Origin of the sequence: Monoglobus pectinilyticus (assembly GCF_002874775.1) — a bacterium.
GTDB classification, from domain to species: domain Bacteria; phylum Bacillota; class Clostridia; order Monoglobales; family Monoglobaceae; genus Monoglobus; species Monoglobus pectinilyticus.
Genome location: NZ_CP020991.1, coordinates 2,556,392 through 2,577,240, shown reverse-complemented (window position 1 = coordinate 2,577,240; position 20,849 = coordinate 2,556,392). Strand labels below are relative to the sequence as shown.

The window sequence follows — 20,849 nt, the reverse complement described above, 5'->3', positions numbered from 1 at the left end:
AATGGGTTTTGCCCTTTATCCAATGTATCAGCGGCGGTTTGCGGCGCTGAAAATTTAAGCGGAGCTGCCAACGGCAGGATACTCTTAAATTAATTCAATAAGGGGTTTTGCCCCGTTATTCAATGTTTCAGCGGCGAATTTTCGACGCTGAAAATTTAAGCGGAGCCCGCCAACGGCGGGATTCTCTTAAATTAATTATAACAAACCAACAACGGTTAATCAATATTTATTTGCCGTAGTAAGCCCTTAAATACATCTCTTTAATTTCTTTCATAAGCGGATATCTCGGATTTGCTCCGGTGCACTGATCATCGAATGCCTGCTCTACCATTTCGTCAAGCGTATCCAAAAATACTTTTTCGTCCACTCCATAATCTTTTATTGTCTTCTTGATTCCTATTTTCTCTTTCAGTTCATTTATGCCTTTGATAAGATTCTCAAGTTTTTCTTCATCAGTCTTTCCGCCAAATCCCAGATAATCAGCAACTTCTGCATATCTTGCCAAAGTATGAGGGTGGTCATACTGCGAGAACGTTCCCATCTTTGTAGGAACTTCACTAGCATTAAATCTCATAATCTCTTCAAGCATCAATGCGTTTGCAACACCGTGCGGCAGATGATGGAAGGCTCCAAGCTTATGCGCCATAGAGTGACAGATACCTAAGAAAGCATTAGCAAACGCCATACCTGCCATAGTAGCGGCATTTCCCATTTTTTCACGCGCTACCGGGTCATTTGGACCATTATCATAGGCTCTCGGCAAATATTCAAATATCATTTTAAGACTGCGCAGAGCCAAACCGTCAGTATAATCAGTTGCCATAACCGAAGCATAAGCTTCAAGAGCATGTGAAACAGCGTCAATACCTGACGCGCTCGTTAAACCTTTGGGCGCATTCATCATCATATCAGCATCAACAATAGCCATATTCGGCATAAGCTCGTAATCAGCAAGCGGATACTTAACACCGCTGTCGCCGTCGGTTATTACTGCAAAAGGAGTAACTTCACTTCCGGTACCGGCAGATGTCGGAACTGCTACAAACATAGCCTTTTCTCCCATTTTCGGGAATGTGTACACACGCTTGCGAATATCTATAAATCTCATTGCCATATCCATAAAGTCAGCCTCAGGATGTTCATACAGAACCCACATAATTTTACCAGCGTCCATTGCGCTTCCGCCTCCGATTGCTATAATACAATCAGGCTCAAACGCCGTCATAGCTTTGGCGCCGTCGATAGCGCAGGCAAGGGTCGGGTCAGGCGCTACATCTGAAAATACGCTGTATTTAATCCCCATTTCATCCAACTTGTTTGTAACCGGGTCGGTATAACCATTGCTGTACAGAAAACTGTCAGTAACAATAAACGCCTTTTTCTTACCCATAACGCCTAACTCTTCAAGAGCTACCGGCAGACAGCCTTTCTTAAAGTAAACCTTCTCAGGAGCCCTGAACCAAAGCATATTCTCTCTCCTCTCAGCAACAGTTTTTATATTAATAAGATGCTTAACTCCTACATTTTCGGACACAGAGTTGCCGCCCCATGAACCGCATCCCAACGTTAGTGACGGGTTTAAATCAAAGTTATACAGGTCTCCTATACCTCCGTGAGATGACGGGGTATTAACCAATATACGGCAGGTTTTCATAGCGGCCTGGAACTTGTTGAGTTTATCTTTTTCAGTAACCGCATTCAGATAAACGCTTGAGGTGTGTCCATATCCGCCGTCAGCAATCAAATGCTCCGCCTTTCCTATCGCTTCATCAAAATCTTTCGCTTTATACATCGCAAGAACAGGAGACAGTTTCTCATGCGCAAACTCTTCGCTGAGTTCAACACTGCTGACCTCACCAATTAATATCTTAGCAGTTTCAGGAACATCAACTCCTGAAAGTTTCGCTATTGTATAAGCAGACTGACCAACAATCTTTGAGTTAAGCGCTCCATTTATCAAAATGGTCTTTCTAACCTTGTCAATCTCATTCTTTTTGAGGAAATAACATCCTCTGTCGGCAAACTCTTTTTTAACCTTTGAATATACGGAATCAAGTACGATAACCGACTGCTCAGAAGCACAAATCATACCATTGTCAAAAGTCTTTGAATGAATTATTGAGCTAACTGCCAAAAGAATGTCGGCAGTATCATCTATAATCGCAGGTGTGTTTCCGGCTCCGACACCGAGCGCCGGCTTTCCTGATGAATATGCGGCCTTAACCATTCCAGGACCACCGGTTGCCAAAATAGTATCAGCTTCTCCCATAAGCATGTTTGTGAGCTCAAGCGACGGAACATCTATCCATGAAATAATATTTTCAGGCGCACCCGCTTTTACAGCGGCTTCATATACAATTCTCGCCGCGTCAATAGTACATTGCTTTGCTCTGGGATGAGGGCTTATGATAATACCGTTTCTTGTCTTTAAAGAAATCAAAGTCTTAAAAATAGCTGTTGAAGTCGGGTTAGTAGTCGGTATTACTGCAGCTATTACGCCTATTGGTTCAGCTATTCTCTTTGTACCATAAGCGGAATCTTCTTCAATAACACCGCATGTTTTTGTGTTCTTGTATTTATTGTAAATATACTCGGCTGCATAGTTGTTTTTTATTACTTTATCCTCAACTACTCCCATTCCGGTTTCTGCAACCGCCTGCTTTGCAAGCGGCAGTCTTTGTTTATTGGCGGCTATAGCAGCAGCCTTAAATATTTCATCAACCTGTTTCTGTGAGAACTTCGCAAACTCCTGCTGAGCTTTCCTTACCTTTTTTATTTCCTGCTCAAGTTCCTGAACTGTACTTACCATAAGTTCTTACTCCTCTCAGATATATAAATTAATTAATTTTCTTAGTGAAGCCTAAATTAGGCCTAATAACAATTATATCCATAATATGCTAATCATAAATCACTTTTCTGTAAATATTATAAAAACTTAACTTTTACTATAAATAATTAATGAGATTCACAGACTAAAGTGTTTTGCTTTTATTCTTTATTACGGAATAAATTGTTAAATATTTATCAATCTCTTTACAATACACATTATACACACTTGTTAAATATTTGTCAATCCAATTTAAAAAACATTTTTCACAAAAAATAATTATGACAAATCAGCCGCTTTGTTAAACTTTTATCTAACTTATTGTTTAGATAAACTATCTTATAAATTCTGAAATTTAACAATAGATGACATATGTTTTTATGATATAGAAGTTAACTATAATTAAAATAATTCCCGTTACCACTCATCTTTCACGACACTTATCAATTTCTTTTAAATACGCAGTGCGAAAGCAGTTTGCTGCGTAAAGTACTCAATATCGGAAAAATTTATTAGTAAAAATATTTATAACAAATAGTTTTAAATATTTTCACGCTAAGCGTGATATTATAGCTCACCTAACGAGGTGTGCTTACGCACACCCTGCCGATGTTCACTAAAAACACCTTCTGATACTAATCTTTCGTTTTAAATTTAATATAATTGAAAAAGTATTGTATTTATACAAGCATTGTCAGATCAAAATTGTTTGTCGCAGTTGAAATGTAAACAATTTTTTCTAATATAAAACTTTATAAAACATCTACCGCCGCTTCTTTCTGTAATCGGAATGATAAAATCTTCAAATAAATCATATAAAGATTTTAAAATTCTATCTTAAATAATATTAGTAAATATTTTGTAATATTAAAACTAAAAATATGGATTGAAAAAAATATCAAAAAGCGATATAATATATAATGTATTAATGTGGCAATTTAAACATATATAGGAGATAAATTATGCTTTCGAAAAAAATAATCTGGAAATTAAATATAATAGATATCTTGCTGCTTGCAATCATTATTCTCAGCGTCGCCGCTCTTATATACAAATCAGCTTGGGGCAGGGGAAACAATAAATATGAAACCTACACTATTACCTATGTATGTGAAAGCTCGCCAATCGACCTGTTAAACAAAGTTGAATACGGCGACATTTGCATTGACGGAAGCTATGGTAATGAAATAGGTGTGCTTGATAATATAAATCTTACTCCAATAACTGAAAATTATTCCGTAGCCGCAATATCAAACGGGAGCGCTGAAAATAATGAAAACGATGATGAAGACCAGCCGTCTCCCACACCTTTTCCAACGCCTGAGCCTGTTCGGGCTAAAGCAGAATTTGTTACAACGGTTGAATGTATGAAGACAGACCACGGTATAAAAATTGATAAAAACATTTATTTGATGGGTCAATCTGCTCAAATCATTATTGGTGACGTAATTTTTGATGTCTATATCAGCGATATTCGTTAATGAGATTTTTGGAGGATATAAATGTGAGACAAGAGATAATAGACATATATAAAAACAGTTTTTTATATGAGATAATTATGTGGATCACAAATATTCTGATTCCGCGTCTGAAATACGATTTTATTCATAGTAAGACTTTAGCAATTATAACTTGGTTTGAAAAAAAAATTATGAATAATAAGTATCTTGAAATATTTTTTAATACTAAAGTTGTCGGCGAAGCCTGGTATGCAAGTGCGTTTTACAGATATACCACAATAGGCATACGCCGGTTTGCTTTTTATATTCCCCGTTCAAGGCTCAAGTTTCATCCTATATATATAGGTGTGTTTCTGCTGTTTGTGCTTTTATTCCCATCATCTCTATGGGATAATTTTTATATGGTCCCGGCTTTCATGCTCGTATCGCTGATTTATATTTCTCATAACTCCACTCAGCGCACAGGCGTTATATTTATTCTGATAAACATAATTATATTCATGTTTATAGCTATGATGAGCATGTCAATACCGATTGCGGCTTGCAAATCCCTTTCATACTTTTTATTGGCTGTTGATTTATTTTTTCTGATATCATTCACAGTCAGAACTCAGGATGATTTAGAATTAATTTTAATGTCTCTTTTCCTGGCAATGGTCGTTTTGTGTATAACCGGGATAGTTCAGGCTTATCATGCCGACAATCCGAGCATAGCTATACAAGGCGTTTACGGGGATTCGACAATTTTTGCCGAAATATTGGTGCTGCTTTTTCCTTTCGCATTTGTTTATCCCATAACTTTAGAATCTAAAATCAGACGGTTTATATATTCAATACTGGTTATGGGAGTATCTTTTTGGGTTATCTCGGCCACACAGTCTAAAGCCGCGTTCATTGCTTATTTTATTGAGCTTGTTATCGTAATCATTTTGACTGACAGACGTTATATACCAATGATTCTGTTTTTGACGCCGTTCTTTTCAGGACGCGTACTCAACAACATTATATTAATGTGGCAAAACGGCAGCAATAACGGAAATATTATTGAAAACATTGTCTATACTTTGAGAAATTTCTGGACAAATGGATTTGGAGTGAGTACAGACAACTTTGTCAACATATATAATTCCACAGCTCAGCATTACGGGGAAGGCGGCACTTTGATAAACATACCCAACCTTCACATCAGCGCTGTGTACTTTAACATTCTCATAGATGTCGGCGCTGTATTTATGATTGGATTTATGTATTATATTTTAAGAATTGCACACTCTTCCATAACATGTATGTTCAGAGCCACACCGCGCCAAAAAATTATATTTGCCGCCGGACTTGCCGCTCTGCTTGGAATTTCTATTTCTTCACTGCTGGATTCTAACTTGTTTGAACCTCGTATTCTTATAATGTATTGGGCTATGCTGGGGCTCCTTCGCTCCGGAAGAATTATAAAACTTGGGGTATTAGACTAAAAACCGACAAAATTTCTAATTATGTATTGACGAAACAAGTTATTTTTATTATAATAAAACATACGTAGGCAAGGAGGGTTAACGAATGAAAACAGAAAAGCTTTTCATAACAGCTTTGCAGAAAGTTAGTTTTAAAGCATTTGCGATTGCTGCCTATATTTTATTGTTTATCTCACAGCGCTTGCCGATGTTTGGAATAAATTCGATTGAACTGAATGATGTAACTGAAGGGTTCAGCATTTCATCAATCGCTTTTGGTATGGTTTCAAAGTTTTTTGACTTTTTTGGTGTGACTACTCCGCCTGAAATACAGCTTTTGATGATAGGCTGTATAGTGCTCCTCGTCTTTGGTCTTGCTGCTCTTATAATGTCTTTATTTGGATTTAGACTTATTCAGGTTATAAACTTTTGTGTATCGGCCGTTGGAACACTTTTGAGCATAGGATTTTCTGTATTGGTTACACTTGGTATTTCAAGCATAAATTCATCTGAAATTGGTGAAATTTTAGAGTTTCAGCCATATGCGTCAATTTGGCTGCCACCGATATTTTTCTTAATCGGAACGCTGTTTACATATGCTTTTGCCAAAATGCCTGACTACGCTTTGGCTGAGGGAAGATTTTTCAGAACTATCGGCGCCGCTCTGAATCCTAAATACTTTTTGAGAACTTTTAAAAAGGATGATAACACAGAAGCATTATTCCGTGCCAAAACTCCTTTAAAAAAGAAAAAGTATGTTACTGTCTCGGAGCCAAAAATCTTGAAAAAAGCTAAAAAAGCTGAAAAAGCCGTAAAGAAAAAAAAGAGAAAGAAAAAAACTGAGCCTGTTACAATAACACCGCCGACAAAAAAGCTAACAGCTTTAGAGCTTGCTTTAGCCAAACGAGAACATGCTGAAGCGCTTGCAAATATGCAGGCGGATGAGGAGAACAAGGCGTTATTTTCAAAAAGAAATGCTGCTCCAGATTATAGCAAAACATATTCAAGTAAAAATCAAATTCAAAACAGAAAGCAAGTTAAAAATAAAAGAGCGCTGGAACTGGCAAAGTTAAAAGCCTCCCACGCTGAAGAGATTGCAAGCAGAAACGAAGATTTATTTTAATCAAAAGCACCGAACTATATATGTTCCGGTGCTTTTAATTTATATATTCAATTCAAAATTATTATATCTATATTTTAATTTCTAAAAAGATACGTAAAAAGTTTAAGTCAGACAATAATAACACCTTCATCTTAAGTGTATTATATACACTAATTTTCTTATATTACTACTAAAATATCTGTAACCCAAACACAAAAAATATTATATATATTTTAATGGACACTTTGAACTTTAGATTGGAAATGCAGTACAGTAGATTTTTTAGGTTTTTTACCCTTTTCATTTTTATATTAACGCTGTTCATGTTATAATATATCATAAAAAAATATTATTTCGTCTTCAAAATATTAGCCTTAAAGATATAATACAATAAACTAAATTGTAAAATACACATTCCAGTATTGTCCGCAAACATTTGAAAGTCTATAATAAATTAAGCGGCTTTTTATCTAATTTAATTCAAATTTCAGAGGCTTAAAAAACCTCTTTACAGCCCTTGACACATCCTTTAAATTAGTATACAATATTAAGGTTAATTATCGAAAAAATTAATGAGTATATATTTTGTTAAGAATTAATTTATTATAGAATTGGAGGGATTTAAATGTATCGCAAAGTATCAACCGACCTTTCTTTTGTTGACAGAGAGAAGGAAATCGTTGACTTTTGGAAGAAAAACGATATATTTAAAAAGAGTATAAAGAATCGTGAAGGAGCCGAAATCTTTACTTTTTTTGACGGACCGCCTACCGCAAATGGAAAACCTCACATAGGTCATGTTCTTACTCGTGCAATTAAGGATTTGATTCCAAGGTACCGCACGATGAAGGGATACTTGGTTGAGAGAAAAGCCGGCTGGGATACCCACGGTCTGCCAGTTGAACTCGAGGTTGAGAAAAGCCTTGGCATCAGCGGCAAGCCTCAAATAGAAAATTATGGCGTTGAAGACTTTATCAAAAAGTGTAAAGACAGCGTCTTTGTTTATCAAAGCGATTGGGAAGAAATGAGTGACCGCGTTGGCTTTTGGGCCGATATGGACAACCCATATGTAACATACCACAATGATTATATTGAGTCGGTTTGGTGGGCTCTCAGACAAATCTGGGATAAGGGACTTCTCTATAAAGGTCATAAAATCATGCCTTATTGTCCTCGCTGCGGAACCGCTCTGTCCAGCCATGAAGTTGCACAGGGATATAAAGACGTTAAAGAAAATTCTATTATAGTAAAGTTTCAAATAAAAGACGCTCCTAAAGGCGAGTATATTCTCGCATGGACTACCACGCCATGGACCCTTCCCTCAAATGTTGCCCTATGCGTGAATCCGTCAGAGAAATATGTTAAAATCGAATGCGGAGATGAAAAGTATATTTTGGCAAAAGCCCTGCTTGAAAAGGTTCTGCCTAAGGACTGCGAATATAAAATTTTAGAAGAATATATTGGCACAGACCTGTGCGGTATGCATTATGAACCATTGTTTGATTTTGCAAAGCCTGAGGGAGACGGATATAGGGTTGTTGCTGATAATTATGTCACTATGGAAGACGGTACCGGTATAGTACATACAGCGCCGGCTTTCGGTGAAGATGATAACCGCGTCGGAGTTGAAAACAACCTTCCTTTTATAAATCTTGTTGACAGTCAGGGTAAGTTTGTTGACGGCACAGGAGACCTTAGCGGACTTTTTGTTAAGGATGCGGATAAGCTTATAATTCGTAATCTAAAGGACAGAAACTTAGCTTTTTCAGTAATACCTTTTGAACACAGCTATCCGTTCTGCTGGAGATGTGACACCCCTCTTCTGTATTACGCTTGCGACACATGGTTTATAAAAATGACTGCCGTACGCGACAGACTTCTCGCTAATAATGAGACCGTAAACTGGATGCCTGACAATATTAAACACGGACGTTTTGGTAACTTCCTGGAAAATATTATTGACTGGGGTCTGTCACGCTCGAGATATTGGGGAACCCCACTGCCTATTTGGGAATGCGGATGCGGACATAAACATGTTATCGGCTCAATAGAAGAGCTTAAAGAAATGGGAATAAACTGCCCTGATGATATTGAGCTTCATAAGCCATATGTTGATGAAGTTAAATTAAAATGCCCGGAATGCGGCGGTGAAATGACCCGAGTTCCTGAGGTTATTGACTGCTGGTTCGATTCCGGCTCTATGCCGTTTGCACAGCTGCATTATCCATTTGAGAATAAAGAGCTGTTTGAAAAGCACTTTCCGGCTGATTTTATCAGTGAAGCTATAGACCAAACCAGAGGATGGTTCTACACATTAATGGCAATAAGCACATTGCTGTTTGATGAATCTCCTTATAAAAACGTTGTTGTAATGGGACATGTTCAGGACGAACACGGAAAGAAGATGAGCAAGCACCTCGGCAATGTTGTCGCTCCGATGGATGTTCTAAATCAGCAGGGCGCCGACGCTATACGCTGGTACTTCTATTCCAACTCTGCTCCTTGGCTGCCGAACCGTTTCTCAGAAAAGAACGTGTCTGAGTCACAAAGAAAATTCCTGGGTACTCTATGGAACACTTATGCTTTTTATGTTCTCTATGCAAATATAGATGAATTTGACCCGACAAAATACACACTGGATATTGATAAACTTTCAGTGATGGATAAATGGATTCTTTCTAAATTAAGCGGTGTAATAAAAGAGGTTGACAATAACCTTGCCAATTATAAAATTGTTGAGTCAGCCAGGGCTATAACACAATTTACAGACGAGCTGTCCAATTGGTATGTCCGCCGCAGCCGTGAAAGATTCTGGACGGTTGAAATGACTCAGGACAAAATTAACGCATATATGACGCTTTATACTGTCTTGGTAGAATTTTCTAAAGTGTGCGCTCCTTTTGTACCGTTTATGACTGAGCAAATATATCAGAACCTAGTATTGTCGGTTGATAAAAACGCTCCAGAAAGCGTTCACCTTTGTGATTATCCGTCTATGGATGAAAAGCTGTCTTTCCCTGAAATTGAGAAAGATATGGACGCTGTCAGAAAGGTGGTAATGCTTGGCCGCGCATGCCGTAATGAAGCTAACATAAAAAACCGTCAGCCGCTTAAAAAACTGTATATTCAATCAAATACTGAAATTAATCCGGACTATATTTATATAATTCTCGATGAACTCAATATTAAAGAAGTTGAGTTTGTTGAAGACGCCAGCGGATTTATATCATACAAATTTAAGCCTCAGATGAGAACAATGGGTCCGAAGTATGGTAAGCTAATGCGTCCTATATTTGACGAGGTGGCTAAGATGGATGGAGCAGAGGTTATGTCTGTTCTAAATTCAGGAAGCCCGCTGAAGCTCAATGTACAAGGCACTGACGTTGAAATAACAAAAGATGACGTTTTGATTGAAACCCAGCAAATGAATGGGCTTGTTTCAGACAGTGACGGTGGATTTACCGTAATTCTTGACACAAATCTTGACGACGCTTTGATTGAGGAAGGCTTCCTTCGTGAGATAATAAGCAAACTTCAGACAATGCGTAAAGATTCCGGATTTGAAGTAAAAGACCGTATAAATATCTACTTTAGCGGAAGCAATAAAATAAATGATATATTCGTTAAATTTGCTGATGAAATAAAAACACAGACTTTAGCTGATGAAATTCAAAATCAAGAAAATGACGGAAAAGAATGGGATATTAACGGTGAAAAAGTTATAATCTCAGTTGAAAAAGTATAATATAATAGTATAATAAATAATCTAAGGGTCACCGATAGAATTTTTTCTATTATGTGACCCTGATTTTATACTTTAGGAGGAGTTTTATGAAAGCGTTGGTTACAGGTGCAAGTTCCGGTATAGGACGTGATATAGCCGAGAAATTAAGTGATTTAGGTTATGATATTATACTTGTCGGAAGAAATAATGAAAGACTTCAAAAAACAGCGGATTCGCTTAAAACGAAATCATATATAATATCCTCTGATTTGTCGGACAAAAACGCTTGCCTTGAATTATATCAAAATGTTCAGGGAATCGCTAATGAAGACGATTTGGAAATAGTCATTAATAATGCTGGATTTGGTTTATTCGGAGAGTTTAACAATACAAATATAAATACTGAACTTAATATGATAGATACCAATATTACCGCACTTCATATACTAACAAAATTATTTCTAAACGATTTTATAAAAAAAGACAGGGGATATATTTTAAATGTGGCCTCTTCTGCTGCTTTTATGCCGGGACCGCTGATGGCAACTTATTATTCAACCAAAGCATATGTGCTCAGACTTACCCAAGCTATAGCTATGGAACTCAGGCAGAGCGGTTCAAATGTTTACATTGGCGCGTTATGCCCCGGTCCGGTAAACACAAGTTTCAACAACACCGCCGGAGTAAAATTTGCTATTAAAGGACTTAAGAGCGCTGACGTGGCTTCGTACGCAGTTAAGAAAATGTTTAAGAAAAAGACTGTCATAATACCCGGAACCACAATGAAACTAGGAAAATTCGGCCTTAGGTTTTTATCTGACAGGCTCGCCGCAAAAGTCGCATACAATATTCAAAGAAGCAAAGGTTAAATTTTTATATAGCATTTATACTAATAATTAATTTGCAATAATAGCTTGCTTATCAGCAATCTCAGACTGAAAACAAACGCCATTGCGGAATATTCCACAATGGCGTATTAGACTGTTATTAAAGTATAAAAGTTTTTGTAATATGCGCAAAAGCCAATTCTTTAGACCTCTAGTCATAGTAGTAAAAGAACGTTCCCTTAACATCAATGACAGAGTTTTTTAACATATAAAAATATTAAGATAAACATCTTATATCCATTACTCATTAGTAATTCTTAGGATAACTGTTTATCCTTCCATTATTTTCACATATACCGTTCTTGAAGTCTTAACCCTTTCAAACTCACATAGATAAATCCCCTGCCAAGTTCCAAGAAGCAGCCGTCCGTTTTCTATAATAATATTCTGTGAAAAGCCAAAAAGCCCTGACTTAATATGAGCTGCTGAATTTCCTTCATAATGATGAAAGTTGGGGTCATCATATGGCACAAGCCTATCTAAAGTCATCAAAATATCCCTTTGCACATCAGGGTCGGCATTTTCGTTTATAGTCAATCCACAGGTGGTATGAGGAACATAGACGGTGCAAAGACCTGAATTAACGCCTGAATCCTTAACCGATTCCTGAACCTTTCCGGTAATATCTATCATTTGGTCTCCTCTTCCTGTGTGTATATTTATCTTATATAGCATAAAATCCACCCCTAAAACAAAATATATTTATTGTAATTGTATCACAATGACAAAAAGCGGTCAAGTATAACAAAGATGTTAAACTCGACCGCTTAAATATTTAAAAACTAATCTTCAATCTTTCTCAGATTTATTTTACCATTCGGCTGAATCTCAATAACTTCAACTTTAATCATATCGCCCTCGTGAACGACGTCAGTCACTTTTTCAACTCTGCCTTTTGCCAGCTTTGAAATATGGACAAGACCGTCAGTTCCGGGAAGTATTTCAACAAATGCGCCAAAGTCCATAATCTTAACAACCTTACCGTCATATATTTCTCCGACTTCGGGTTCCCTAATTATATCCTCTATCATCTTTTTAGCCAGCTCGCCGGCTTTTGTGTCAACGGCTGCTATATAAATACGACCGTCTTCTTCAATATCAATTTTTGCTCCGGTATCGGCAACAATACCCTGTATAACTTTACCGCCGCTGCCTATTACCTCACGGATTTTGTCAACCGGTATAGCCATATTAATGATTTTAGGAGCATACTCTGAAATATTTTCTCTAGGCTCAGCTATAGCTTTAAGCATAACTTCATCAAGAATATAGAATCTGGCATTTCTTGTCTGTTCTAATGCTGTTTTGATAATAGCAGGTGTAAGACCGTCAACCTTAAGATCCATCTGAATTGCGGTTATACCTTTCTTAGTGCCGGCAACTTTAAAGTCCATATCGCCGAAAAAGTCCTCTAATCCCTGAATATCTACCATTGTAATAAAATTATCATCATCTTCAGGATCGGTTATCAGACCTACAGAAATACCGGCTACAGGTGCCTTTATCGGAACGCCTGCATCCATTAATGATAATGTAGAACCACAAATACTGCCCTGTGAAGTTGAACCGTTTGAACTCAAAACCTCAGATACTACACGAATAGCATACGGGAACTCATCCACGCTAGGCAGTACAGGCAAAAGCGCGCGTTCTGCCAAAGCGCCGTGTCCGATTTCACGTCTTCCCGGACCGCGTGACGGTCTGGTTTCACCAACGCTGTATGACGGGAAGTTATACTGGTGCATATAACGTTTTGATTCTTCAAGACCAACACCGTCAATTGTCTGAGCGTCTCCGATAGGAGCCAATGTGGTTACAGACAAACACTGGGTTTGTCCTCTGCTGAACAAACCGCTTCCGTGCACTCTAGGCAAAAGACCAACTTCTGATGAAAGAGGTCTAAGTTCCAGGATTCCCCTGCCGTCTACACGTTTCTTTTCATACATTATCCAGTTTCTAACTATTGTCTTCTGGAGCTTATAAAGAGCTTCATCAATTTGGTCTTTATATTCTTCCTGCGGATATTTATCCTCAAAATGAACATAAACATCTTCATATACAACAAGAAGTCTTGCGTCTCTGACAGTCTTATCATCCGTGTCAAGCGCCTGTTTAACCTGCTCCTCTGCATAGTCTCTTATATCGTCAAACAAAGCCTGATCAACTGTAACATGCTCATATTCAAATTTCGGCTTTCCGATTTCGTCAACTATCTTTTGCAAAAAGGCACAAATCTTCTTGATTTCTTCATGAGCAAACATAATAGCGTTATACATATCAGTCTCAGAAACCTCATTGGCGCCGGCTTCTATCATAACAACTTTCTTAGCGCTTCCTGAAACAACAAGGTTAAGATCGCTTTCTTCTCTCTGCTCAACATTCGGATTTATAATAAACTCACCGTCTATCATTCCGACATATACAGCTGCAACAGGACCGTTAAACGGTATATCTGAAACGCTGACAGCTATAGATGAACCTATCATAGCACAGAATTCCGGCGAATTATCCTGGTCAACCGAAACAACTGTTGAAACAATAGAAACATCGTTTCTCAAATCCTTTGGAAACAAAGGACGCATAGGTCTGTCTATAACACGCGACGTCAATATAGCGTGGTCTGACGGCTTTCCTTCACGTCTGTTAAATCCTCCCGGAATTTTTCCGACAGCATACATTTTTTCTTCATAATCAATGCTGAGAGGGAAGAAATCAATACCATCCCTCGGCTTGTCTGACGCAGTAGCACATGAAATAACAACTGTGTCTCCGTATCTTACTATTACTGAACCGTTAGCCAGACCAGCAACCTTGCCAAACTCCAAAGAAAGGGGTCTTCCGGCAACTTCTGTTTCATAAATCTTTGACATAAATAAACCTCCTAAATATTTTAAAAGAGAGGCCCGTTTAGCACTTAAAAACAGGCATTATCAGCGCCAATGCATATTTTTAACTGCTAAAGTGAGCTCACCTCTTTGTTTACAAAATAAACCAAAGGCAACCCACGCTGAAAAATGCGCAGGCTGCCGTCAATTGTTTTTAATGTCTCAAGCCAAGCTTTTCAACGATAGCACGATATCTTGTAATATCTTTCTTTTCAAGATACTTCAAGAAGCTACGTCTAACACCGACCATTTTAAGCAGACCACGTCTTGAATGATGGTCCTTCTTATGAATCTTCAAATGCTCATTTAAGTGATTAATTCTTTGTGTAAGAAGAGCAATCTGAACTTCAGGCGAACCAGTGTCGCCCGGGTGTGTAGCGTATTTTTCAATAATCTCCTGCTTTATGTCCTTATCCATGTTGTGTCACCTCCATATTATATTAGCCCCTTAAAGCTTAGTAGAGGGCGGTGAATCCATATCCCAAAACTTAAGCCATAGGTTACCGCAGGTTATAATAACACAATTAGAAATTGTTGTCAAGCATTTTTTCCAAATCTTCTTCAGATATAACATTTATTCCCAGCTTATTTGCCTTGTCTAGCTTACTGCCGGCTTCGTCGCCTGCCAAAAGGTAGTCTGTCTTTTTTGATACGCTTGACGATACCTTACCTCCGTTGTCCTCAATAAGTTTCTTTGCCTCGCTGCGTTTCATTCCAGGCAAGGTGCCGGTTATCACAAACGTTTTTCCTGAAAATATACCGCCTTTTTCCACTGCTTCATAAGTCATATCCACCCCGCATTTGCGCAGATGTTCAATTAACTCAATACTTGCAGATTCAGAAAAATAATGTTCTACACTTCCAGCCATTTTTTCACCTATATCAGGGATTTCTGCAATTTGCTCGGCGTTTGCTTCAGCTACACTTTCTATGGTGCCAAAACGTTCTGCAATCAGCTTTGCAGCTCTGGAACCAATAAGCCGTATTCCCAGCGCAAACAAAAGTCTGTCAAGCCCCCTGGACTTGGAGTTTTCAATAGACTCTATAAGATTTGAAGCGGATTTCTCAGCGAATCCCTCCAAACTTACTATATCGTCTTTTTTTAACTCATACAAATCAGCACAGGTCTTAACCAAACCCTCATCAATAAGCTTCTCAACTATTGCCGGACCTAAGCCGTCAATTTCCATAGCTCCCTTAGAGGCAAAGTGAATTATGCTTCTAAGCTGCTGTGCCGGACAGTTTGAATTAGTACATCTTGTAGCCGCTTCATCATCTATTCTCTCAAGAGGTTCGCCGCAAACCGGACAATCATCCGGCATCTCATATTTGGCAGCGTCAGGCTTCCTCTTATCTTTTATAACCTCAACGACCTCAGGTATTACGTCTCCGGCTTTTTGAATTATTATATGGTCGCCTATTCTTATATCTTTTGAATGAATAAAATCTATATTATGAAGAGTAGCCCTTGATACCAACGAACCTGCAACTCTCACAGGTTTAAAAACAGCGTTAGGCGTCACCGCTCCGGTTCTCCCAACTTGAAGCACTATATCAATTAACTCAGTTTCCTGACGCTCAGGAGGATATTTATAAGCTGTTGCCCATTTGGGCGTTTTAGAATTTGACCCAAGTAACAAACGCTCTTCCAAACTGTTTACTTTTACAACCGCTCCGTCAATTTCAAAGTCTAAATTGCCGCGCATTTCACCAAGCCTCATTATTTCATCATAGACCTCGTCAATCCCGTGCTGAATCCGCCTGTCAGGAATAACTTTAAATCCCAATTTCCGCATATAATCAAGACTTTCGCTGTGAGTGACAAACTCCATTCCCTCAACAGCCTGTACGTTAAAAATAAAAATATCAAGGCTTCTCTGCGCCGTAACACTGCTGTCCAATTGTCTGAGCGAACCGGCGGCGGCGTTTCTCGGATTTGCGAAAAGCGGCTCCTCCGCCACTTCCCTCAACTCATTTAAACGAAGGAACGCGGGTTTTGGCATAAACACCTCTCCCCTTACCTCTAAATATGGAATTTGTTCCGTCAGCTTTAGAGGGATACTTTTTATTGTCCTGAGGTTATTAGTTATATCCTCGCCAATATTTCCGTCGCCTCGGGTAGAACCACGAAAAAACATTCCGTCCCTATATTCCAGTGAAACCGAAAGTCCGTCTATTTTAAGCTCTGTTACATATTCAACAGTATCTAAACCGAGAGATGACTTTGTTCTATTGTCAAAATCAAAAAGTTCCTCTTTATCAAACACATCAGTAAGGCTTTGCATCTGAACGGCGTGAGTAACCTGTTCAAATCCCTCAAGCACGCCGCCGCCCACTCTCTGACTGGGTGAATCCTGAGTTTTATACTCCGGATATTCTTCCTCCAATACAATAAGCTCTCGTATGAGCTTATCATATTCAAAGTCACTGATTTCAGGAGCGTCTAGAATATAATAACTTCTGTTCGCTTCATTCAGTATTTCTTTCAGTTCGTCAATACGCTGTTTAGCTTCTGTTTTTTCCATTTTTTCACCTTTATAAAGTTAAATTATATATTTGATATTATAACTCAAAAATCTTTTAGATTCAAGATGTATAATAGCACAATAAAATCCCGCATAACAAGTCACAGGATTTTATAATCTTAAATTATATCAATTTGTTTCTTATTCTAAAGCCTTGTCCTATTACTTCCTTTGCGTCAGTTACAATCACGAAGGCGCCTTCATCTATATTCATAACCATTTTTTTCAACGGCGGAAGCTGATATTTTCTCATTACACACATTAAAACGTCTCTGTTTTTTCCGCTGTACATTGAAAATCCGGAAAGCGCCGTTGAACCGCGGTTAAGTTCAGACGCAATCATTTCGGCTATTTCCTTATTATGGTCAGAAATAACGTACACAATCTTTGCAAAATTTACGCCCTCGAGCATTGTATCCAAAACATACGAGCAAACAAACAGCATAACTATTGAATACAAAATCGTGTCTAATCTCTGAAATGCCAATCCTGCCGCCAGTATTACTATACCGTCAATAGCTATAATAAATTGACCTACAGACATTGACGGAAACCATTTTTTCAGCACAAGAGAAAGTATATCCGTACCGCCAGTTGTACCGCCCGAACGCATAGCTATACCAAGACCAACGCCATATATTGAGCCGCCGAATACCGAACAGAGCAGCATATCATTTGATATTGGCTGAAAGCTCCTGAATATTTCAAGTTCAAAAAATTGAGCTGATACTGAAAGCGCAACTGTTCCTATCAGAGAAGTGATTAAAAATCTAGAATTAAATGTTATAAACCCTAAAATAAAAATAGGAATATTGAGAACCAATACCATTAATCCAATAGGCAGGTTAAACAAATAATACAATACTGTTGATACACCGCTGACACCTCCGGCAGTGACCTGAGACGGAACAAGAAAAAAATCCAGAGCAAAACCCATAATACTTCCGCCAAGCAATATTAACAATATATCCTGAACTTTTTCTTTCAATTATACCGCCCCATTTGTTTTATAATAATTGCTTTAATTTTATTGTTATGTAAAATCCTACGCAAATTGTTCATTGCGTTATAAAAACAAACAGGCAAATCTATTAATCAAAAATATGTTTAAGTAATTCGCATATCCGCTCTTCTTCTCCCGAAAGATAAAGAAAACCAAACAGCGCTTCTACTCCGGTTGCCACACGGTAATCCGACATTTCAGAATTTTTTGGCACATGTGATTTTGTATTTCTTCCGCGCTTAAACACTGACATTTCTTTTTCTGACAGCAAACTTTCTACTTTCCTGAAAAACTCCGCCTGTCCCTTGCAGCAAACATATGTTGTAGCTGATTTATGAAGCTTGTTTACATTCTCATTTCCATCCTTAACTAAATAGCTCCTAACATATAACTCATATATACAATCACCCAAATAAGCTAAGGTCAATGGTGAATACTGCTCCGGCGGCAGCTTATCTATACCTAAATTCTCTAAAATAACATTTATCATATCTTTTAATTTTTACAAACCGAGACGTAATAATATTTTGTGCTATATTACAAAACTTATTCACTTATATCTCACTCTGTATCCCCTATAAGAGATGGTTCCTCCAAATCGTATTTTAATTTCTTATTTTAACAAATACCGCCTCAAAAAGAGGCGGATATAATAATATTTAATTAGTTAAACAGGTTTTACCGCACAGCTATTCTATCATTCAGCTAAAACAGCAAATCCGATTTTATTATAAAACTAATTTATTTAAACTTTCCAAAAGCAGTAATTTAAATTAATTATAACTTAATCAACTGCTGCCCCTGAGCTGTATCCTTAACTGAATAGCCAAAATCTTTCAGCTTATCCCTGATTAAATCAGACTTTGCCCAATCTTTATCGGCTCTCGCATTTTTTCTTTCTTCAAGCATCTCTTTTACTTCATCCGGAACCGTTTCCTTCTCTTTGCGCCCAAGTATTCCCAAAACGCTGCCAAGCTCGTCAAAAACTGACAATATATATTCTATAAGATATTCGCTCGGCTCAGAAGCGGAGGTAATATTTTTGTTTACTTCTGATACTATCTCAAATATAGCTGATATGGCGTCCGCTGTATTTAAATCATCATCCATAGCGTCTATAAATTTCTGCTTATAACCATTGACCGCTTCAAGCACGGGAATCTCTTCCGGTCTCGCGTCTTCTCCGCTTGCTGTCTCCTTTAAGAATTTTAATGTGTCCATACATGTATAAATTCTCTCTAGAGCAGAACTTGCCGATTCCATTAAATCTTTACTGAAGTTTATCGGACTTCTGTAATGCGCTGAAAGCATAAAGAAACGAATAACTTCATAATCAAATTCTTTGGCAACGTCTCGTACGGTAAAAAAATTGCCCAATGATTTAGACATCTTTCTATTGTCAACGTTTATATAACCGTTATGAACCCAATAATTCGCAAACTGACAGCAATTTGCCGCCTCGCTCTGAGCAATTTCATTTTCATGATGCGGGAAAATAAGGTCCTGACCGCCGCTGTGAATATCAATAGTCTTGTCAAGATATTTGTTAGCCATAGCGCTGCACTCAATATGCCATCCCGGCCGTCCCATCCCCCACGGACTTTCCCATGCAGGTTCTCCGGGTTTTTGCTTCTTCCAAAGAGCAAAATCCATAGGTTCGTGCTTATCCTCATTAACTTCTATTCTTGCTCCGCTCTCCAAATCCTCAAGCGGCTGGTGCGATAGTTTTCCATATGATTTAAACTTCTTTGTGCTGTAATACACATCTCCGTCAACATTATACGCATAACCGCTGTCAACCAATTTTTGAATTATATCTATTATAGCGTCAATATTTTCAGTAGCTCTTGGATGAACTGTTGCATGGTGAATTCCCAGTCCCTTTGCGTCAATAAAATATTCTTCTATATATTTATCAGCCAGTTCTTTAACAGTGATTCCAAGCTCATTGGCTTTGTTTATCATCTTATCATCAATATCAGTAAAATTCTGAACGAATCTAACCTTATATCCCTGATACTCTAGATAACGTCTTAACGTATCAAATATTATAAACGGACGCGCGTTTCCTATATGGAAATAGTTATAAACCGTCGGACCGCAGGAGTACATCTTAACCTCCCCCGGTTTTATAGGAACAAATTCCTCTTTTTCTCTAGTAAGCGTATTAAATAATTTCATATGTAGAAAACCCTTTCATCTAATTTATTATATCCAATCAATCGGTTTCATCTTCTTTATAATCACCGCACTCAATATTCTCAACTTTCCTATACAAACGCTCTATAGAATTTCTCAAACTGCACAAGTCCATAGATACCGGATCGGGAAAATGAATTTGGTCTAGGTCTGCGACATAAACATGCTTTGCAGGAGCAATTTTAACTCCTTCTCTTTTTACAATATGCGCCGGAACGCCAACACATGTGCTGTTCGGCGGTATCTCGTTGAGAACCACCGCATTTGCGGCAACTTTTGAATTATCCCCAACGGTAAATGGTCCTAAAATCTTAGCGCCGCTGCCTATTGTAACATTATTACCTATCGTTGGATGACGTTTTCCTTTGTCCTTACCGGTTCCTCCCAGAGTAACACCCTGATATATGGTACAGTTATCACCGACAACAGCAGTTTCTCCAATCACCACACCCATACCATGGTCAATAAACACATTCTTACCTATTTGGGCGGCGGGATGAATCTCAATACCGGTAACTTTTCTAGCGTGCATAGATACCCAGTCAGCTAAAAAATATCTTCCCATACCATGCAGCTTATGTGCAATTCTATGGTATATAATCGCCTTAACTCCGGGGTAAAGAAAGAATATTTGAGCTTTGGAACGAGCCGCAGGGTCACGTTCAAAAGTCAAATGTATTTCATTCTTGATTAACTTAATAATTCCCATAAACATACTCCATTATGCCAAACAGGGCAATTTTTTGATATAATATATTTATATTGAACCTGGCAACAATTATAACACTA

The 20,849-nt window shown here is 37.9% G+C and carries 14 protein-coding genes; 5 read left to right on the top strand and 9 right to left on the bottom strand.

The genetic code is table 11. The features are described from left to right. Positions 1-226: 226 nt before the first annotated feature. The gene (adhE, locus tag B9O19_RS10775) at positions 227-2,809 is read right to left on the bottom strand and encodes a bifunctional acetaldehyde-CoA/alcohol dehydrogenase (protein ID WP_102366418.1); all 2,583 of its coding nucleotides are present in this window, start codon (positions 2,807-2,809) and stop codon (positions 227-229) included. A gap of 980 nt (positions 2,810-3,789) precedes the next feature. Here adhE and B9O19_RS10770 point away from each other — a divergent pair. The 5 genes from B9O19_RS10770 to B9O19_RS10750 all read left to right on the top strand — a co-directional run bounded on the left by B9O19_RS10770 (position 3,790) and on the right by B9O19_RS10750 (position 11,430). Then, positions 3,790-4,308, top strand: a complete 519-nt coding sequence (locus tag B9O19_RS10770) for a hypothetical protein (RefSeq protein ID WP_102366417.1) — start codon at positions 3,790-3,792, stop codon at positions 4,306-4,308. 23 nt (positions 4,309-4,331) lie between these two features. Beyond that, positions 4,332-5,756, top strand: a complete 1,425-nt coding sequence (locus tag B9O19_RS10765) for a hypothetical protein (RefSeq protein WP_102366416.1) — start codon at positions 4,332-4,334, stop codon at positions 5,754-5,756. An 85-nt stretch (positions 5,757-5,841) separates the two neighbouring features. Continuing rightward, positions 5,842-6,858 carry an MraY family glycosyltransferase gene (locus tag B9O19_RS10760; RefSeq protein ID WP_102366415.1) on the top strand — a complete coding sequence of 339 codons (1,017 nt, stop codon included), beginning with the start codon at positions 5,842-5,844 and terminating at the stop codon, positions 6,856-6,858. A gap of 604 nt (positions 6,859-7,462) precedes the next feature. Beyond that, a complete protein-coding gene (ileS, locus tag B9O19_RS10755; protein WP_102366414.1) occupies positions 7,463-10,582 on the top strand; it encodes an isoleucine--tRNA ligase in 3,120 nt (1,039 codons plus the stop codon). Between the two features lie 86 nt (positions 10,583-10,668). Beyond that, the gene (locus B9O19_RS10750) at positions 10,669-11,430 is read left to right on the top strand and encodes an SDR family NAD(P)-dependent oxidoreductase (RefSeq protein WP_102366413.1); all 762 of its coding nucleotides are present in this window, start codon (positions 10,669-10,671) and stop codon (positions 11,428-11,430) included. 288 nt (positions 11,431-11,718) lie between these two features. Here the strand turns inward: B9O19_RS10750 and B9O19_RS10745 are convergent, their stop codons facing one another. The 8 genes from B9O19_RS10745 to epsC all read right to left on the bottom strand — a co-directional run bounded on the left by B9O19_RS10745 (position 11,719) and on the right by epsC (position 20,763). Beyond that, on the bottom strand, positions 11,719-12,123 hold the full coding sequence (locus B9O19_RS10745; RefSeq protein ID WP_102366412.1) for a secondary thiamine-phosphate synthase enzyme YjbQ: 405 nt from the start codon (positions 12,121-12,123) through the stop codon (positions 11,719-11,721). Positions 12,124-12,230: 107 nt separating this feature from the next. Next, complete coding sequence (locus tag B9O19_RS10740; protein ID WP_102366411.1) at positions 12,231-14,318, bottom strand: polyribonucleotide nucleotidyltransferase; 2,088 nt, start codon at positions 14,316-14,318, stop codon at positions 12,231-12,233. 169 nt (positions 14,319-14,487) lie between these two features. After that, entirely contained in the window at positions 14,488-14,751 is a 264-nt protein-coding gene (rpsO, locus tag B9O19_RS10735; RefSeq protein WP_102366410.1) for a 30S ribosomal protein S15, read from the bottom strand. Between the two features lie 106 nt (positions 14,752-14,857). Then, the gene (ligA, locus tag B9O19_RS10730) at positions 14,858-16,858 is read right to left on the bottom strand and encodes an NAD-dependent DNA ligase LigA (protein ID WP_102366409.1); all 2,001 of its coding nucleotides are present in this window, start codon (positions 16,856-16,858) and stop codon (positions 14,858-14,860) included. 124 nt (positions 16,859-16,982) lie between these two features. After that, a complete protein-coding gene (locus tag B9O19_RS10725) occupies positions 16,983-17,846 on the bottom strand; it encodes a YitT family protein (protein ID WP_102366408.1) in 864 nt (287 codons plus the stop codon). Positions 17,847-17,949: 103 nt separating this feature from the next. Beyond that, a complete protein-coding gene (locus tag B9O19_RS10720) occupies positions 17,950-18,351 on the bottom strand; it encodes a Mini-ribonuclease 3 (RefSeq protein WP_102366407.1) in 402 nt (133 codons plus the stop codon). A 287-nt stretch (positions 18,352-18,638) separates the two neighbouring features. Next, entirely contained in the window at positions 18,639-20,042 is a 1,404-nt protein-coding gene (gene cysS, locus B9O19_RS10715; RefSeq protein WP_102366406.1) for a cysteine--tRNA ligase, read from the bottom strand. Between the two features lie 37 nt (positions 20,043-20,079). Then, entirely contained in the window at positions 20,080-20,763 is a 684-nt protein-coding gene (gene epsC / locus B9O19_RS10710; protein ID WP_169925284.1) for a serine O-acetyltransferase EpsC, read from the bottom strand. Positions 20,764-20,849 lie beyond the last annotated feature (86 nt).